The organism is Rahnella sp. CG8 (genome assembly GCF_023701875.1).
In the GTDB taxonomy this organism is placed as follows: domain Bacteria; phylum Pseudomonadota; class Gammaproteobacteria; order Enterobacterales; family Enterobacteriaceae; genus Rahnella; species Rahnella aceris.
Genome location: NZ_JABAED010000030.1, coordinates 17435 through 36723, shown reverse-complemented (window position 1 = coordinate 36723; position 19289 = coordinate 17435). Strand labels below are relative to the sequence as shown.

At 46.3% G+C, this 19289-nt stretch carries 16 protein-coding genes; 5 read left to right on the top strand and 11 right to left on the bottom strand.

Annotated elements, in window-relative coordinates; genetic code table 11:
- Positions 1-132: 132 nt before the first annotated feature.
- The 4 genes from HGO41_RS21575 to rbsK all read right to left on the bottom strand — a co-directional run bounded on the left by HGO41_RS21575 (position 133) and on the right by rbsK (position 4370).
- Positions 133-1446: an MFS transporter gene (locus HGO41_RS21575; RefSeq protein WP_173362116.1), complete on the bottom strand. Its 1314-nt coding sequence runs from the start codon at positions 1444-1446 to the stop codon at positions 133-135.
- 15 nt (positions 1447-1461) lie between these two features.
- The gene (locus tag HGO41_RS21570; protein WP_041673240.1) at positions 1462-1959 is read right to left on the bottom strand and encodes a NanQ anomerase/TabA/YiaL family protein; all 498 of its coding nucleotides are present in this window, start codon (positions 1957-1959) and stop codon (positions 1462-1464) included.
- Between the two features lie 172 nt (positions 1960-2131).
- On the bottom strand, positions 2132-3061 hold the full coding sequence (locus HGO41_RS21565) for a dihydrodipicolinate synthase family protein (RefSeq protein ID WP_015690356.1): 930 nt from the start codon (positions 3059-3061) through the stop codon (positions 2132-2134).
- A gap of 94 nt (positions 3062-3155) precedes the next feature.
- The gene (gene rbsK / locus HGO41_RS21560) at positions 3156-4370 is read right to left on the bottom strand and encodes a ribokinase (RefSeq protein ID WP_013576858.1); all 1215 of its coding nucleotides are present in this window, start codon (positions 4368-4370) and stop codon (positions 3156-3158) included.
- Positions 4371-4655: 285 nt separating this feature from the next.
- On the opposite strand from rbsK, the gene HGO41_RS21555 reads away from it, so the two are divergent.
- Genes HGO41_RS21555 through HGO41_RS21545 form a run of 3 tightly spaced genes read left to right on the top strand, consistent with a single transcriptional unit; the run spans position 4656 to position 7623 of the window.
- The gene (locus tag HGO41_RS21555) at positions 4656-5417 is read left to right on the top strand and encodes an endonuclease/exonuclease/phosphatase family protein (RefSeq protein WP_200222831.1); all 762 of its coding nucleotides are present in this window, start codon (positions 4656-4658) and stop codon (positions 5415-5417) included.
- Positions 5414-6661 (top strand): cardiolipin synthase ClsB, encoded by a 1248-nt coding sequence (gene clsB, locus HGO41_RS21550; protein ID WP_015690357.1) that lies wholly within the window; start codon positions 5414-5416, stop codon positions 6659-6661. Before HGO41_RS21555 ends, clsB begins: the two co-directional genes overlap by 4 nt.
- Positions 6661-7623, top strand: coding sequence for a lysylphosphatidylglycerol synthase domain-containing protein (locus HGO41_RS21545; protein ID WP_015690358.1), 963 nt, complete (start codon positions 6661-6663; stop codon positions 7621-7623). Before clsB ends, HGO41_RS21545 begins: the two co-directional genes overlap by 1 nt.
- Before the next feature lie 11 nt (positions 7624-7634).
- Here the strand turns inward: HGO41_RS21545 and HGO41_RS21540 are convergent, their stop codons facing one another.
- Entirely contained in the window at positions 7635-8939 is a 1305-nt protein-coding gene (locus HGO41_RS21540; protein WP_013576862.1) for an Nramp family divalent metal transporter, read from the bottom strand.
- A 542-nt stretch (positions 8940-9481) separates the two neighbouring features.
- Between HGO41_RS21540 and HGO41_RS21535 the strand changes: the two genes are divergently transcribed.
- Positions 9482-11089: a methyl-accepting chemotaxis protein gene (locus HGO41_RS21535; protein WP_013576863.1), complete on the top strand. Its 1608-nt coding sequence runs from the start codon at positions 9482-9484 to the stop codon at positions 11087-11089.
- 9 nt (positions 11090-11098) lie between these two features.
- The gene (locus HGO41_RS21530; protein ID WP_037033306.1) at positions 11099-12112 is read left to right on the top strand and encodes a substrate-binding domain-containing protein; all 1014 of its coding nucleotides are present in this window, start codon (positions 11099-11101) and stop codon (positions 12110-12112) included.
- A 291-nt stretch (positions 12113-12403) separates the two neighbouring features.
- Here HGO41_RS21530 and HGO41_RS21525 read toward each other — a convergent pair whose 3' ends face one another.
- From HGO41_RS21525 to HGO41_RS21500, 6 genes are all read right to left on the bottom strand, one after another.
- Positions 12404-13564, bottom strand: a complete 1161-nt coding sequence (locus tag HGO41_RS21525; protein ID WP_250981384.1) for a polysaccharide pyruvyl transferase family protein — start codon at positions 13562-13564, stop codon at positions 12404-12406.
- 7 nt (positions 13565-13571) lie between these two features.
- Positions 13572-14888 carry a flippase gene (locus HGO41_RS21520; RefSeq protein WP_241916949.1) on the bottom strand — a complete coding sequence of 439 codons (1317 nt, stop codon included), beginning with the start codon at positions 14886-14888 and terminating at the stop codon, positions 13572-13574.
- A 218-nt stretch (positions 14889-15106) separates the two neighbouring features.
- Positions 15107-16201, bottom strand: a complete 1095-nt coding sequence (locus HGO41_RS21515; protein ID WP_241916948.1) for a GDP-mannose 4,6-dehydratase — start codon at positions 16199-16201, stop codon at positions 15107-15109.
- Between the two features lie 183 nt (positions 16202-16384).
- Positions 16385-17227, bottom strand: a complete 843-nt coding sequence (locus HGO41_RS21510) for a hypothetical protein (RefSeq protein WP_250981383.1) — start codon at positions 17225-17227, stop codon at positions 16385-16387.
- 160 nt (positions 17228-17387) lie between these two features.
- A complete protein-coding gene (locus tag HGO41_RS21505; protein ID WP_241916946.1) occupies positions 17388-18305 on the bottom strand; it encodes a cellulase family glycosylhydrolase in 918 nt (305 codons plus the stop codon).
- Between the two features lie 108 nt (positions 18306-18413).
- Entirely contained in the window at positions 18414-19289 is an 876-nt protein-coding gene (locus tag HGO41_RS21500) for a glycosyltransferase (RefSeq protein ID WP_241916945.1), read from the bottom strand.

Genomic DNA, 19289 nt, shown 5'->3' with positions numbered 1-19289 from the left:
TATGGCGGGTTTTTTGCTTTCAGAAATACGGACTCTCCATACTGTCTTCAGTGTGTCAAAAGGCGAAACATGGGAAACCCGTACTCATTAAACGCCCGATAGTCAGGCGTTTAATGAAGTTTACGATTGTCGCTATTTCGACATTGTCACCAAAATAGGCTTTTTCACGAACAGTCCGTAGCTTAACGCGCCCAGCATCAGTAAACCGGCGCCGAGAAAGAAGACGTTGGTGAACTGCCCGGTTGCATCCAGAATAAGCCCGGTGACAATCGGCGCACAGGCCGCCCCCAGGAAACCACCAAAGTTCTGAATGGCGCCCATCGATGCCACCTGCTCTTTCGGCGCAATGTCTGAGGCCAGCGTCCAGATGACACCCTGCGGCAGTTGCGAGAAGAAGTAGCCAACTGACAGCAGCGCGATACTCAGTGTTGTGTTGTGCACAAAAGGAATCGGCGCCACAAAGCAAGCCGCCAGCGCTGCACCGGCCACAATCGGCACCTTACGCGCGGTAATCGTCTTCACACCGCGACGGATAAGACGGTCAGAGATAGCCCCGCCGCACAGCACACCTAAAATCCCCGCCAGGAACGGAATGGCCGCCAGCCAGCCTGTTTGTTTCAGGCTAAAACCCAGCGATTTTTCCAGGTAGCCCGGCAGCCAGGTCAGGTAAACCCAGATAGTGAACATGATAGAAAAGTTGCCGATCACCATAAACCAGGTGGTTTTATGCCTGAACAACGCTCCCCAACTCGCCTTGTTATTGCCGTTAACTTCGGTCACCGACTTCTGCACCAGCTGAGAATTGGCGTGGATCACCTTTTCTTCGCGCTCGGTCGGATTGCGGTAAAATTTCAGCCATACCAGCAGCAGCGGAATCCCCGCCAGGCCAATGGCAATAAACATGCCGCGCCAGCCGAGCGTTAACAGCAGCACGGTCAGGATTGGCGGTGCAATGGCATTGGCAATCTGCGAACCGGTATTGATGATGGAGGTCGGCAGCGCGCGCTCTTTATCAGAGAACCAGCGGTGAGTAATCTTGATGCCGGAGGTAAAGAACGGTGATTCGGAAATGCCCAGCAGCATGCGCAGGGCATAGAACATGGAATAACCATTAACGAAACCTGCCATCACCGTGAAGGTGGACCACAGCCCCACGCCCCACGAGAACATTTTTTTAGGACCGAAACGGTCAACCAACCAGCCCGCAGGCAGGTTTGCCAGCGCATATGGCCACAGGAAAGCAGACAGCAGCAGGCCCATTTCCGTCTGGCTGAAACCAAACTCTTTCGCAATGGTGGTATTAGCAATACTTAAATTGGCACGGTCGAGATAATTAATGACCGCCGCCATTAACAAAATAAAAATAATGCCCCAGCGCAAGCGTGAAACAACAGGAGCAGCCGTTTTAACCAAAGATGTATCGGGAGGAGAGGTAGCGTCTTTCATCATTTTAATTATCCACTATTGGTTATTCATAAATAAGTCATCATTGAACAGACTCAGGTGAATTTTAATCACAGCTTTACGAATAAAAGACTGACTTCGGGTATTACAGCAAGGGCGATGTAAATCTTGCGGAAAGAAAACGGCAAACATGCCGGGTTCCAAACGAATCAGCGATTCATTATTCGTTTCCTGATAAAACACGATGTCATGCTTCTCCGCCCGGTCTTCTGCCACCTCGTGCTCCGCCGCACCGCGCGCCACACCGATGGTTTCTTCTCCCTGCAAGAGAAATTGAATATCTGCAAACCTGAAATGTGACTCAGCCCGCATTTCATGAGCAGGAACGGTATTCATTTCCTGGAGAAGGCAAAACATCTTGTCCGGAATAATATCGAATTTCCCTGGTGTCAGCGTGGTAAAATCAGTTTGAGTAATATACTCAATACCTTTATTAATAATCGGATGGAAAGCGAATTTCTCACGTTCCCAGTCTCTCAGGCAACATACGATCATGTTGAATAATCCTTTTATATTTATATTCAGGGTCGGATTACGGCTAAAAAGGTTATAGATTTGAAACTGACGGCCTGGCAGCATCATCATGTGCATAGAATATCCGACCAGGCCATTAATCAGCGGATAAGATGGCAACTCATCCGCATCACTCACTCATGGCTATCTCACCTTATACGGCGGCGATTTTTTTCTGCCACAGCGCCGTGCCGCTGTGAATTTGATCCAGCAATACGGTCAGCCCCCAGAACTTTTCCAGCACATTGTCTTTATTCACACGGCAGAACTCGCTGTCGAAAGTGCCCAGACGCTGATGATAAATCTTGGCATTCTTCGGATACCCCAGTGTTTCAGTCACCGCGCCCAGCGACAGGAAAATGGCTAACTCGTCGGCGAGTTGCGGCTGGGTTGCCGCCTTGTGATACAGCCAGCTGTAAAGCTCGGGGTGGAAATTGGTGAACACGCCGCTGAATCCTTTAGACCCCGCCAGCATCGCCGGATAAGCAATCGCGGCATTAGCATTAATGATGTTCAACGGCGTATTTGCCACCAGCTTCACGCGGCGGGTAACGGTTGCCAGGTCACAGCTCACGTCTTTCAGTACAACGAAGCGGCCGGTGTTGGCGCAGTAAGTGAGCTCTTCGTCGGTCAGCAGACGGCGATACGGTGCAGGACACTCATACAAACCCAGCGGCATGGATTCAGGCAAGGCACTCAGCAACTTATCCAGGGTGGCAAAGAAGGTCTCACTGCCCTGATTTTTCGGATCGAGATGGTTGGTGACCAGCACCAGTGCGTCGGCTCCGGTTTTCGCCATCGCACTCAGCTCACTGATTTGGTCATTGATATCATCACTGATATGGCCCGAGGCAATTACCGGCACGCGCCCCGCGACGTGCTTCACCACAAACCCGGCCAGCGCAACGCGCTCTTCGAGGGTCAGAAACTGCATTTCGCTCGACTGACACACGGCGAACAGCGCATCTACACCTTTCTCAAGATACCAGTCGATCAAACGGGTCAGGCCCGGATAGTCAATCTGGTTGTCTTCGGTGAAAGGGGTCAACATCACCGGCACGATGCCTTCAATACTTTTAGTCATGACTGCTCCTTAAGACGGAATCGATTACGTGGCCGCTAAACTCAATGCATCAAGGCAGCGACCGTCACAAGAAACTAAAGAATTACCGCAGCATTTATCGCTGCGCCAGACGTGCTGAAACCTGAGCCTTATCAGGCATGTTTGATGCACCTTCACGCTCGACGGCCAGCGAGGCAAACGCCGCGGCATAGGTCGCCGCCTGAACCAGACTTTGTCCATTGGCAATACTTGAGGCCAGCGCGCCGTTGAAAGCATCGCCTGCACCGGTGGTATCAACGCTCAGCGCCGGGAAGGCCGGAATGTGCTGGAACTGATTACCGTCAAACAGCAACGCGCCGCGCGATCCCATGGTAATAATCACCCGCCTCGCCCCCTGGCTGACGATACGCTGTGCAGCCTCTTTGGCGCTGGCTAAATCCTTCACGTCAATGCCGGAAAGCTGCGATGCCTCAGTTTCATTAGGTGTAATAACGTCAACATATTCAAGACACTCAAGCGCATGGCTCGAGAAAGGGGCCGGGTTGAGTATCACCTTCACGCCCAGCGCTTTGGCCAATTTCATCGCGCTCAGGGTAGCGGCAAAATTGTTTTCGAGCTGTACGAGCAGCACGTCCGAATCTTCCAGTTCGGGGGCGATCGCTGCCACTTCGTCTTCGCTGATGGTTTTATTGGCACCGGAATAAATGGCAATCATGTTCTCGCCGTTTTCCTGCGAGACATAAATGATGGCGTTGCCGGTCGGCTCAGTGTCCGACTGATAAAGGGTAAAGGAGTGGATCTCCGAGGAGGTCAGGTGATCATAAGCAAACTGGCTGAACTGATCCTTACCCACCTTGGAAACGAAATGCACTCTGGCACCCGCACGACTGACCGCCGTGGCCTGATTCGCCCCTTTGCCGCCCGGGCCGAGCGTGCTGCCCAGCGCCAACAGGGATTCTCCGCCTTTTGGAAAACGTTCAACCTTCGCCACGATATCGACGTTAAATGAACCCAGAATGCAAACCTTACCTTTCATGTTCTTTCCTTTCCCCTGTTGTACGCTCTGCTTTCTTTTCTGACTCTGCAGCCGTTGCAGCAACACTTCAAAGTTGCCACCGGTGTCAGCAATTAGCTTTGACTGCAAACTCCGCCGTATCACCATTGCACCGCCATGACATCGCTGAACCAATTTTTCAGCCGCCAGAGCATTCAGATCACTGCGAATGGTCTCTCTGGTCACCGCAAACAGGGACGCCAAAACCTCCACTTTTACCCGCTCGTTTTTATCCAGATATTCCAGGATTTGCTGCCGACGTTCTTCAAGAAACATATCCACCCGCCTTCTCTGTATTCAGAATAAGTGCACGAAACTGATTAAAGAGTGATGATGCTCATAGCTTAACCAGCAAAACGGAAGTAAACAAAAATGGGAATTTTTGATTTGGCGAAGTGAGAAGAAAGGAGCAGAAAAGAGCCATCGAAAGTGAGGGGCTGTCAAAAGAGGGCGCGCATTACCCCGGTGCTCGTTTCACCCGGACACACATGACGCCGCCTCTTTTCGTAACAGAAACTATACTTTATTTTCATCAGGATAGTGACGCTGGCAGGATAAAGAATGACCCAACAAAGACCGCAATTTTCATTGAAAGTACTGACGATTAATACTCACAAGGGCTTCACCGCGTTTAATAAACGCTTCATTTTACCCGAGCTGCGCGACGCGGTACGCACCGTCGGTGCCGATATCGTCTGCCTGCAGGAAGTGACGGGCGCACATGATGTGCATTCGTCGCACGTGGAAAGCTGGCCGGACATCCCCCATTACGAATTTCTTGCTGACACCATGTGGAGCGACTTCGCCTACGGGCGCAACGCGGTCTACCCGGAAGGTCATCACGGCAATGCCGTCCTTTCACGCTATCCCATTGAACATTACGAGAATCGCGACGTGTCAGTCGCGGGTAGCGAGAATCGCGGCCTGTTGTACTGCCGTATCGTGCCCCCGCAGCTTGGGTCTCCTGTCCACGTGATTTGCGTACATCTGGGTCTGCGCGAAGCGCACCGCCAGGCGCAGCTCAAGATGCTGGCCGACTGGGTTAACGCTTTCCCGCAGGGAGAACCGGTGCTGGTGGCGGGCGATTTCAACGACTGGCGGCAAAAAGCCAATCGCCCGCTTAAAGTACAGGCGGGACTCGATGAGATTTTCACCCGCGCAAAAGGCCGCCCGGCGCGCACTTTCCCGGTCAGGATGCCGCTTCTGCGTCTTGACAGGATCTATGTGAAAAATGCCAATGCCAGCGCGCCTGCGGTGCTGCCGCTGCGTAACTGGCGTCATCTGTCCGATCATGCCCCGTTAAGCGCGGAGATCCATCTATGAAAACCGCTTGGCGGGAAGGCAACCGCATCCAGCTTCTGGAAAATGGCGACGAATATTACCCGGCGGTATTTGACGCTATCGATAACGCTCAGCGTAAAGTGATTCTCGAAACCTTTATCTGGTTTGAGGATGACGTGGGTCGCCAGTTACACGCGGTGCTCCTGCGCGCCGCACAGCGCGGTATCGGGGTTGAAGTGCTGCTCGACGGCTACGGATCGCCTGATTTGAGCGATGATTTCGTCGGCGAACTGACTTCAGCAGGCGTGGTGTTTCGCTATTACGACCCGCGCCCGCCGCTGTTCGGTATGCGAACCAATCTCTTCCGCCGTATGCACCGTAAAATTGTTGTCATCGACAATACAGTGGCGTTTGTCGGCGGGATTAATTACTCCGCCGAGCACATGTCCGATTACGGTCCTGAGGCCAAGCAGGATTACGCCGTACGGGTGGAAGGCCCGGTGGTGGATGACATTTTGCAGTTTGAGCTGGAAAATCTGCCTGATCATGCGCATACCCACCGATGGTGGCAGCAACGTCGCCGCTATCATGCGGCGGAAAATCGCAATCCCGGCGAGGCGCAGGCGCTGTTTGTCTGGCGCGATAATGACGATCACCGGGATGATATTGAGCGTCACTATCTGAAAATGCTGGCCAGCGCCAGGCGCGAAGTGATTATCGCCAACGCCTATTTCTTTCCTGGTTACCGTCTGCTTCACGCCATGCGCAATGCAGCCCGCCGCGGCGTGCAGGTAAAACTCATCGTGCAGGGCGAGCCGGATATGCCGATTGTAAAAGTCGGTGCAGAGCTGCTGTACAACTATCTGCTGAAAGGCGGTGTGCAGGTGTATGAATATCGCCGTCGTCCGCTGCACGGCAAGGTCGCGCTGATGGATGCTCACTGGGCGACGATCGGCTCCAGTAATCTCGATCCGCTGAGCCTGTCGCTCAATCTTGAAGCCAATCTGATTATCCACGACCGGACGTTTAACCAGACGCTGCGCGAGAACCTGCACGGTATTATCGCCAGAGACTGCCAGCGCGTGGATCAAACTATGGCCCCGAAACGCACCTGGTGGAACCTGGCGAAAAGCGTGGTGGCGTTTCACTTCCTGCGTAAATTTCCGGCCATGGTCGGCTGGCTACCGGCGCACACGCCAAGGCTTGCCCAGGTAAAGCCGCCCGTACAACCCGAAATTGAAACGCAGGATCGGGTGACGTCAGAGAATTCAGAGGTGAAATCATAATGTCTGCATCACATCCGAAGTGGCGTCTGGCGAAAAAAATACTCACCTGGATTTTCTTTATCGCCGTGGCTGTGCTGCTGGTGGTTTACGCCCGCACGGTCAACTGGGAAGACGTGTGGAAGGTCATTCGCAATTACAACCGCACGCCACTGCTGATATCAGTGGTGCTGGTGATCATCAGCTATCTGCTGTACGGCTGTTACGATCTGCTGGCGCGCGCTTATTGCGGGCACAAACTCGCGGCCCGTCAGGTGATGCTGGTGTCATTTATCTGCTACGCCTTTAACCTCACGCTCAGCACCTGGGTTGGCGGCATCGGCATGCGTTACCGGCTCTACTCCCGCCTGGGTCTGCCCGGCGCCACGATCACCCGCATTTTCTCACTGAGCATTACCACCAACTGGCTTGGCTATATTTTGCTCGGCGGAATTATCTTCACCTTCGGCGTCGTGGAGCTGCCTTCGCACTGGTACATCGACGAAGGCACACTGCGCATTATGGGCATTGTGCTGCTGGCGATGGTGGCCACTTACGTCTGGTTCTGCGCCTATGCTAAACGCCGCCATATGACGGTGAAAGGGCAAAAACTGGTGCTACCGTCGTTTAAATTTGCCGTGGCGCAGATGGTAATTTCCAGCGCCAACTGGATGGCCATGGGGGCGATTATCTGGCTGCTGTTAGGCGAGGATGTGAACTATTTCTTTGTGCTGGGCGTGCTGTTAGTCAGCAGTATCGCCGGGGTTATTGTGCATATTCCGGCGGGGATCGGCGTGCTGGAAGCGGTGTTTATCGCCCTGCTGGCCGGAGAACATACGTCGCAGGGCACGATTATCGCCGCCCTGCTGGCCTACCGTATGCTCTACTACTTCCTGCCGCTGCTGCTGGCGCTGGTGTGCTATTTGATGCTGGAGAGTCGGGCGAAGAAATTGCGGGCGAAGAACCAGAAGGCGATGGCGAAGTAAGCCTTCTGGCATTATTCCAGACCGGGGATATTCACGCCAAATGTTTGCAGCAGCAGGATGATATTGAGCGCCACAATCACCACGGTGCCGATGATGGAAGTCACGACAGTCAGGCGGCTGTTAACAAACTCCCCCATGATGTCGCGACGGCTGGTGAATATCACCAATGCAATCATCGGCGCAGGCAACGCCAGGCTGAGCACCACCTGGCTGTATACCAGCGCGTCGGTGGCATTAACGCCCATCGCCACCACGATAAACGCAGGGATCATGGTGACCAGACGGCGCAACCAGACGGGAATGCGAAAACCGACGAAGCCCTGCATGATCATCTGGCCTGCCATAGTGCCTACCACTGAACTGGAAATACCGGAAGCAATCAATGACAGCAGGAAGAAACCTGCCGCCCCCGCCCCCAACAGCGGAGTCAGGGTGTGGTAAGCCGTTTCGATTTCCGCCACATCGCTGTGGCCGGCATGGAAGGCACTCGCGGCCATAATCACCATCGCGATATTCACCAATCCGGCGAGGGTCAGCGCGATCACCACTTCAATATTGGAAAAACGCAGCAGTGTACGACGTTCGCCCGGATTCCTGGCATGGGTACGGTGCTGAGTCAGCCCCGAGTGCAGGAAGATCGCATGTGGCATCACGGTGGCTCCGATGATCCCCACGGCAATGGTCAGCGCCTGCGCGTCGGGCAGTTGCGGTGTCACCATGCCCAGACCGGCTGCGGCCCAGTCAACCTGCGCAATAAACATTTCAACCAGATAACACAGCGCAATCACCGCCACTAACCCGCCGATCATCAGCTCAACAGGGCGGAAACCACGCTTTTCCACCATCAAAAGGCCGTAGGTAACCAGCGCCGTGATACCCATCCCGGCCAGTAACGGCATATGGAACAGTAACGACAGGGCTAAAGCCCCCCCGAGGAATTCGGCCAGATCGGTCGCCATTGCGGCGATTTCGCTGCCCACCCACATCCCCCAAACCACGGGTCTGGAGAACTGGTCGCGACACATTTCCGCCAGATTTCTGTTGGTGACGATCCCCAGTCTGGCGGAGAGCGCCTGAAACAGCATGGCGATCATATTGGCCATGACGACCACCCACAGGAGCGCGTAGCCATAGCGCGAGCCAGCCTGAATATTGGTCGCAAAATTACCCGGATCCATATAGGCGATCGAGGCGATCACCGCAGGCCCCGCAAACAACAGCGGTGTCATCAGGCCGCGTTTGCGGCCGGACATGGCGTTAGCAATCGCCGCATTGGTTCTGTCGGTTAGAGAAGAAGTCTGGCCTGTTCCACGCATACTGCCCGCCCTGTTCTTGCTTGTTATTTTTGTGTGAATTTTATCCGGCAAAGACGAATATAGCACTGGCTATACTCTATAGTGCAAGCTTAGTTTGAGGGTTATTAAGGGCTTTATGTTTCAAAATATGAAACTTGAATCATTGCCTGTGATTATAAAAATGGAATTATTTTTCTGATGATGAAACCGGCGTGACGGCCACACTGACGGCCCTGTGCCCGCGCCTTTCGTTCAGAGGTTATGCGCAACAGCGCGTGAAAACATTGCCGGCATGAAAACCTGACAGACATCACACTTTCCTGACAAACAAACCGGCTGTCCGCCCCCTGCTATCAAGTTTCCTCGCCAGTGTGCCGTTAACTTAATCACTAAAACTCATTCGGTTCACGTGACCAACTTCAGTTTCTTCCCGACAGATTTCTATCCTGTGTTTCCTGACAGGCTACTCCGGTAACGACATTTTACGCACGAGACTGATTGAAATGTTGTCATAACTTAAGGTGCCCGCACCTTTTTAATCGCAATTTCAGGGAGTTACCACTATGTCTTTTAAACACACTACTGTACGCACCCAGCTTACGCTGGGATTTGGCGTTTTAGTCGTCATTGTTCTCGCAGTAGTCCTGCTCTCTATCAACGCGTTAAGCCAGGCCAACAACAGATTCAAAACTCACGTACAGCAGGTTTCCGCCCGTGAGGCGGCTGTGAATTTAATTCTCAGCGGCGTAAAAGACAGTTCATTGAATATTTACGGGCTGGTGCTGGTCAGTGAGGCTGCTGATATCGAAGCAGGTAAAAGACAAGTTGCTGCTGCAGAAGAGAAAACCGCAGCCGCGCTGAACCGGCTTCAGGCGGCAATCAAAGAACACTCTGACGTCACAGATAAGGATCGGCAATTCGTGACCGCGATTTCTAATGCGGAAGAAGGATACCGTCCGGTTGCTAAACATATTGTTGATCTGGCCCTTGAAGAGAAGAAAGCTGAAGCGATTGACCGCATGAATCGCGAGCTACGACCTCAGTTGGCGCTGCTGCTGAATACGACCAATGACTATCTCCAGTACAGTAACGTACGGGCTAAAGAGAGCCTGAATACCGCACAAGATGCGTATCAACAAACCCGCCTCATTTTCATCGTTATCAGCCTGGTCGCACTGAGTCTGGCGGTTATTCTGGGGGGCATTATTATCCGTTCCCTGTTCCGTGCACTGGGTGAAGAACCGCTTGTTTTAGGTCAGGTGGTACAACGTATTGCTGCGGGTGATCTCAGTGAAGTGAAAGGCGCGGAAAATGCACCACAAAACAGCGTCCTGGCAGAGCTTGGCGGAATGCAGGCGAAACTGCATCAGTTAATCAACCAGGTGGCTAATTCCGCTGAAAGCATTGTCAGTGCATCCACCGAAATTACGTTGGGCAATGAGGATCTGAGTCGCCGGACCGAAGCCCAGGCTTCCTCACTGGAACAGACATCAGCAAGCATGGAGGAACTGACCGCGACAGTGAAACACAACGCCGACAATGCCCATCAGGGGAATCTGATGGCCACAAGTGCGTCACAAGTGGCGCAACGCGGCGGCAACGTCGTTGAACGCGTCGTCAGCACCATGCATGAAATCGCCGAAAGCTCAGGCAAAGTGACACAGATCATCACGGTCATTGAAGGCATTGCTTTCCAGACCAATATTCTGGCGCTTAACGCCGCCGTTGAAGCAGCCCGTGCCGGTGAGCAAGGACGTGGTTTTGCAGTGGTTGCCGGTGAAGTGCGAACGCTGGCACAGCGCAGCGCCAATGCCGCCAAGGAAATTAAAAACCTGATTAGCGAGTCTGTTGAAAGGATTAACGTCGGTTCTAAGCTGGTGGATGAAGCGGGCACCACCATGATGGAAGTGGTGAACGCGGTCAAAGGCGTCAACAGCCTGATGGCTGAGATTACCCTTGCCTCAAGCGAACAACATACTGGCATCGATCAGGTCAATAAAGCCGTGGTCAACATGGACGAGGCGACGCAGCAGAATGCCGCGTTAGTAGAACAAAGTGCGGCAGCAGCGGACAGTTTAAAACAACAGGCTCATATCTTGCTGGAGGGGATTTCTGCATTTGATATTTCACGTGCGGGAAATCTTAATGTCACTGCAACAGCCACCCGCTAAGGTATTTACATGAAAATTTCCTGCGTTTTTGCCGTGGCGACGACCCTGCTGACATCGGCAGCTCTTGCCAGCAGCAATGAGAACATCACGATAGGCCTGATTACTAAAACAGACACCAACCCGTTCTTTTTGAAAATGAAAGAAGGTGCCATGCTGGGGGCCACCGTACACGGGGTCAAACTGCTTACCGCAGCCGGTAAAGAAGACAGCGATTATCCTTCACAGATCATCGCGATTCAGTCCATGGTGGCCTCTGGCGCGACAACATTGCTCATTACGCCGAGCGATGCTAAGGCCATTGTGCCCGCACTCGATGAGGTCCGGGCGAAAGGCGTGCAGGTTATCGCCCTCGATTCCCCGACGGATCCGATCAGTGCCGTCGATGCCCTCTTCGCCACCGATAACTATAAAGCTGGCGAATTGATTGGCCAGTATGCTCAGGCGGCCATGCCGCTGACGTTCGCGGGACAACCCCTCAAAATAGCGATGCTGGATTTATCGCCAGGACATCTGGTAGGGGCAAGAAGACACAACGGATTTATGAAAGGATTGGGGTTAACTGCGGCAGGTGCCGAATCCAGTGAACTGTCCGCCGCACCCGAAATTGTGTGTGCAGGCTATAGCGAAGGGGCTGAGAAACAAGGCTACGAGGTCATGACAAATTGCCTGAAAGCCCATCCGGACATTAATCTGGTTTACACCGTCAATGAACCGGCCGCAGCCGGAGCCTACAAAGCCTTGCAGGAAGCAGGTAAACAAAAGAATGCCATGATTCTCTCTGTTGATGGCGGGTGTGCGGGGGTAAATTACGTACGTGAAGGCAAGATTGCTGCCACGGCCCAGCAGTATCCTTTAACGATGGCGGCGATGGGTGTTGATGCTGCCGTTGCCTATGCCAGACACGGCAAAAAGGTTTCCGGGTATGTCGATACCGGCGTCACGCTTATCGCCGATAAACCTATGCCAGGTCTGGCAAGCAAAGATACTCAGGCAGGGCTGGATGCCTGTTTTGGCGCTAAATAAACAGCTTTTCTGAAGGCAAAAAAAAGCCGGAGAATGTCAGCGCATTCTCCGGCTTTTTTCGTACATCGTCAGAAACAGCGACTGGCGTTAGCCGTACAGCTTCAGACGCGCCGCCTTTTTGGCGAAGGCTAAGAACAATACTTTAAGTAGAAGAACCCTATCACTCTGCTTCAAAGTGGCAAAGGCAGAATTGCATTGTAATTTTATCACACCTTGAAAATGAGTATAATTTTGCAGAAAAAAAAACCAAGAATATCTACATTCCTCAGCTTTAAATTTTCCTATTAAAAATCACAATAAGTTAGAAACTTCATCAAGGCTTTTGTAGATTATACCTTGTGCTTTTTCAACAGCAATGCGAAGTTCAACGTCACTATAGTCAGCCATCTTTGAAATTGTGTTGGGGATATCATTAATTTCAATGGGGGTATTGTAGGGATAAACACTCCATGTTTTAACGAAAGAAGTAAGCTTGGCAATTTTTTTATTAATAGAGAAATGTGGTACCAAAAATGACATAGCTGTAATTACGCCGTGTAAACTAGTCCCATAAAAAGCTTTAGAATTTGCAATTATATACATTATCTCCCATACGTTGAGATCATCTAAAATCAACATATCTCTCTTAGAGAGACTTTTGACTTTTTCGAGAAAAACAATATCATCATGTCCACTCGCATAACCTATTGGAAGAAGAATAACATCGAGGTTATGTTCATTGATCGTCTTATCTAACTGATTAGCCAATTCTTGAGCAGTAAAATTAACTTTATAAGGACAAGCCTGAATACTAATGTAATCCTTTCTTATTTTATCTTTAATTTCCTGTCGAACAACGGTATCAAAAAAAGAATTATCAATGATACCAGAGGCCATCAATACAGAGTCAGGAACGAGCTTAGATTCACAAAAGGTTGACACATAATTAAATGTACGATCATCTCTGACCGAGATATAGTCAGAATTTTTTATATTATTTCGTTGTGAAACAGGAGGCTTAGCACCAACAGTATTAAAAATTACTTTAACATTATTTTTAAAGGATCGTTTATCAGGAATATAAGGATATTCCCACACAGCATCATAATACGATTTTGCAAACTTATTCAATAATGAAGGAGAAATGCGGTTTATAAGGCGCAAAAATTTAGTAACTAATAAGCTATCTTGAACATGTGTGTAGAGAATTCCTACTGAAGCACCAAGCACTTCTCCGCCAACAATAATAACGGTTGATCCGGGTGGAATATCAAGTAAATCGCGCATGGCAACTGTAGGCATACACTTATAATTACTGAGATCTGAGGCTTTAATTGAGGAATAGACAAAATCTATTTCTTTCAACTTTTCAGTATGGAATTTTTTTACGTATTTCTCTAAAAGAATTGGCATCAAATTATCGCCGTAATTGTATCGATCATATGCCCCATAGAGAACAACTATTCGCTTCATATAAATTTCACCTTGAAATGGTTTTTTTTATTCTCAATATTGCACCTGGTAGCCATAGAGACTTCGTTTTCTGATAAAACGCAAGTCTTGTCTTATGGCTAAAAACATCGAAGAGATATCCAGCACAAAAATAAGCTATCAGCGTTGCATAAACTGAACCATCCATACCATATTTTGGGATCAAAATATAATTAAGGAATATTCCAATAAGCAGGCCAATTAAATTTCTATTTAAGGCATATTTTTGCAATCCCTCATTGATATACCATCGTCCACTAGCTGAACTTAAAAAATAGAAGATACAAACCCATGAATACATTTTAATTAATCTCGATGATTCAATATACTGTATGTCATAAAAAAACGAGATTATATAATCAGCAAACAAGCTTACAAAAATCGCAAGAGAAACACTGACAACGACTAAAACATCATATAACAACTGCAATCTTTCGTTATATTGCAATTCGCTAACTTCTTTTATCTTAATTATCTTAGGGAATACCGATGACACGATTGCCACAGGTATAAAATACCACACCTCCACCATTTTGACAGCAACAGAATATATACCAACGGCGGCATTGCCAATCATATTTCCTATCATTACCTGGTCTATACGCATGTACAACATTAATGCAACGCCAGAAATAATTAGGGGCCAACTTAGTGAAAGTAATCTTTTGGCCTCCTGAAAATCGACCTTCCAGTTAAACTCTTTGTGTTTTAATTTATAAAAGTAAAACAATAAGAAAGCAGTTATCAGTGCTTCAATCGTCACTGTAAACCCGATCATTAAATATGATCCGTTATTAACTATTATTAATATTTTCAATAAAGAACTAATGACAAATGCTATATTTTGAGAAATAACTGTATACTTTGCGGATACAACAGACTCAAAAAAATATTTAACTACGTCAGAAGACCTTATAAGTACCGAGGGTAACATAACTAATACAATGAGTACTAAGTTCCACTCGTGTGGTCTGAGAATCATTGTCGTAGAAATAACAAATACAGAAGCTATAAGACTTCCAATGATTTGTAGGAAAAAGGAAGTACCCAGTAAAACATTTTTTTCAGTATCAGCCTTTACCAACTCTCGAACAACAACACCGTTCATTCCCAATGAAGCAATAGCAGAGTAAATAGCTATCATAGCGTATGCATAATTATATAAACCAAAATCATCTGGGCCCAGGTATCTCGCAAGCCAAACACTGATGATGAAGCCCAATCCCAATCTGATAATACTGTCCGAAGAAAGCCAAATCATATTAGATATGGATTTACTTTTATTTATTCTAGATATTATTTTCATAAGTTATCTATATTGACTGGGAACTCAAAATTTAATAAAAAAACGCATAATTTTTCATCACACTCGCTATTGACTGAAACGCGAATTTTTATCCTGAAAATACACTACAACAGGAATATTTCCATGAAAAAAATCATAGTATTGCAGAGAATAATAGCAGTGGAATGTTTACGCAAGTTGACGAGAATGATAAATCAACCCAATATCTGTGCAGACCCTCATCCAGATTTTTTTAACCGTATTGTTTCTTTAGCAGATGCTAAATCAGCTTGAACCATCTCAATTACCAGATCTTGCAAGGACGTTTCAGGCAACCAGCCTAGAGTATTTCTTGCCTTGATAGGATTCGCTGAAACCTTGGATTTTTCTACCATGCGAATATAACGCGGATCAACAGCAACCACTACGTCTCCAACTTTTAAAGCAGCAGCAATAGGGCTGATAATTGCTGCTATAACACCTTTCTCTTCTATGCCTCTCCCTACGAAACGAAGTTTTATCCCTAAAGCCAACGCAGCAAATATGACAAATTGCCGCACCGTGTACTGCACACCCGTGGCAAAAACGTAATCTTCAGGTTTAGCTTGTTGCAACATTGACCATTGCATTTTTACGTAATCTCTGGTGTGCCCCCAATCCCGTAGTGCATTTAGATTACCTAAATAGAGGCACTCTTCAACACCCAGGGTGATGTTCGCTAAACTTTTTGAAATCTTTCTGGTCACAAAGCGCTCACTTCGGTAAGGAGACTCATGGTTATAAAGTATACCGTTGCAGGCATACATACCAAAAGTATTGCGGTAATTTACTACCGTCCAAAAATCTGAAACCATCGCCATAGTTTCAGTTGCGCAATATTTAGTTGTCACCATTTCATTGATATTTATACCATTAACTAAACTGCAAAGTTCAGAGGGTGAAGAATGGTAGTAACGGACTTTATGTTCTAAACCTTGAAAACGTATAGCCTCAAGTATTCTCAGTGCAGGGATATGAGTACTTACTGAAGAGTTGTAGGGGGCTGCGCACTCATCATAATTTACATTCCCCCCACCTATATTATAAATTTCATCTGGACGTAGGGTGATTATTAAATCCATCAAAAATGAGGGATCAGATATCAACCCATAGTGAATATACAAATTAGGGACAGGTGCAACTTGTCCATTATATTCATATTCCGTAAAATCATTTTCAAGCAATGAATTACATTGCATAATACCGTTAACCACATAACCTTTGCTTAGTAAGAGCTCAACCAAATAATGGCTATCCTGTCCAGTCATACTGGTAACAAGCGCAACTTTAGACATATGCGACCCTTAATTTAAATTATAAAACTCAACCATTGACACCAGATACATCAATATAATCTTATTAATTAAAATAAATATACTTCATGAGATTTTAAAATACTAACAAACCTTCATAAGGTATAAATAAAATAAGAAAGTAAAAACAGATCCACTGCTAATAAACACACCAAAACTAATCTATTAGCATCTAGGGTGTTTGCCGGCGGTAAAAATTTTAACGATAAGGGATACACTCGAAAATCTAAACTTGATTAATTGATAACAGGATATTTTCAATAGTCTAACTAAGCTGACATATTTATTGCGAGAATAGTATTTCACTGATAATACGCTATCGTAAAGTCGCTCTATTATACGCCATTCACTATCGACCTGGCCTACTCTAGAAAGTGAATGTTCGAAAGTCCCCACCACTTGAATAGTGACTTTAACCTTCAGCTTCTTTAATGATTCAATCCGGTGAAACAAACTATAGTCAACACCATAAAGTGCAAATCTGGTATCAAATAACTCCATATTCAATTCGAAAAATTTTTCTATTAAAGAACGATAAATAACAAGACCAGAACCAATTGAAATCACATAAGATTGATAGTTTATAATCTCACCATCACTAATTTTTTGTACCTTTTTATCAATTTTAGGATAATAAAAGCCCCCACTTACCCTATCACGAATATTTGGTAATTGTATATCTACTTCATCGGTATAATATTGTTCACATTTATTTATGTAGTCTTCACTTACAATACTATCATCATCCAATAAAATATAACGATCGTATTCATTATATTCCCTAAACAAACCATTATAAATCCAACTCAAAGGTCTGTTATCAACAAACTCTTTATAATCAATATCGTTAACAAAAGACCCAAGACTTTTTATAAAATCAATATCGCTCTCAAGATGTTTTGGCCCATTGTTGATAATCACCAGATCGAGATCAACATGGTTTTTATTCATCAAGCTACTGAGTGTATGCGAATCTGCGAAATCTTTATCGTATAGTATTACAGCCAATATTGTCCTGCACATACATCCCCCTAACTTACTCACAAGTAAAAATTAACACTTATGAAATTAAAATTTTTCGCATATAGGATTTAAATAATCGACTAATCGAAAAACAGTAACGACCACTGCACCAACACATGGCCATACTTAAAATATGACACAGTGTTTACTTATCTATTTTTGACCATTTGAGATATCCCTTAGCAATATCTTTTTCCTTACCGTTGATATCTAATAGACCAAAATTAGACACATAGGGATTTACACTTTTCTCATCTGTCAATGAATACCACCACAGCCCTTTAATATAACTTCTTTCGCTAGCCAACCTAAAGTACTGATGTGTATAGCTTTCCTGTACTACAGGTGGAAGAAGACCTCGGAGAGAATTTGAATAGCCCATTTCTGTAATAAAAAGACTTACTTTCTTACCAGAATTCATCCTTGTTAAATGCTGCTCAAAAAGATCAATGACAGAAAAATCTTTATCTGGTGAGTGCTTTGAATATGGGTGTATCGACACTCCATCAATGTTATTTAGCACACCATCTTTAATCATGTAATCAAACCAGTTCCGATGTCTGGCAGATAAAGGATTTAAGCTTCCCGCAATAATTATGGCGTTAGGGTTATGCATCCTGATTGTTTGGGATACTTCTTTTATTAACTCTGAATAATTCTTTGCTGAAATAGCATCATTACTCTCTGGGTTATTTTTAAAATCATCGTTCCACCATTCATTATAGATCTCATATATAATAGGGGTATGTGGATATTGATCTACAACCCAGGAGACATAATGTGTAAAAGCAATTCTTTGCTCCTCTGTTACCGGCTTACTGTCACCATACAATGGATTTGCGCTGCCCAGTATTATGATGGGAGTAATTCTCGCTTTTAGAGAACCATCAACAATAACTTGCAACTTTTCATATGGTATTTTGTAAACCCCTTTTTTCTTTTCAATCTCTCGCCATCTGAAATCGGTTCTATATGAATCAAATTGGTATTTTTTCAGTAGATCAAGCGTTTCAGTAGCTGATATCGACATACGATCAGGATGGAAGCACACTCCGGTTAGCATTTTATTTGCTGCATTGCCGGGACTCGTTACGAGTAGAAATGTAAAAATAATAATCCTCAAGTAAACCACAGTCACCTTCCAATTACCAAAAGATAGAAGCATGAAAAATCATAATTTATTTTTTTGATTTTTTATAATCAAAAAAACATCCACTACATAAAAATACAACCTGGCGTGTGAAAAAAATCGGGTGATGAACACTGAGCTTTTAACCTTCAATCCGTAGCTCACAAGTTGTGCCTCAAGGATACTTTTATATTTCCCCACCACATTATTTCTGATACAAAATAGATTATAAGCTTTGCGTATTTTATCTTTATTACCTGATGTAATACGCGTTAAATCATGGGATGTGTCTTGTACATAAAGCGACTTGTTTAATAGTTTTGCTTTATTATAACTTGTTCTTATTAATAAACGATAAAAAAGATCAAGATCTTGCCATGCTGGCATATCCGCAGTAAACCCTCCCACTTGTTTCATTCTTTTGGTATAGGTAAAACATTGATTTCCTATAATGTTTTTAAACAAAATATCCTGAGATGTAACTTCCTTGGGTAAAAGGAAATTTAGATATCTGTTGATTTTATACTTGTGTTTTTTGTTTATAGTTAAATTATTAGTATAAAGGAAACTGTAGTTTTCTAATTCATGTCTATTCTGAACAAAATAAGAAATCCTGTCTTCTAAAAAGTAGTCATCATCATCAAGACCAGTTATATATAAACCTGTTGCTTGTTCAATTGCTATATTTCGGCTTGTACACGCACCGGAGTTAACTTCTTTTAATATGTATTTAACACGATGATCTAATAAAGCTACTCCGGCAAGATAATCCTGTGTTCCATCTCCAGAATTATCATCAACGACAATAATTTCAATATTTTTATAGCTTTGTTTACGAACAGAGTCTAACGCCCTCGTGAGTAACTGAAGTCTGTTATACGTTGGAATATATATAGAAACCAGTGGCATATCCTTCAT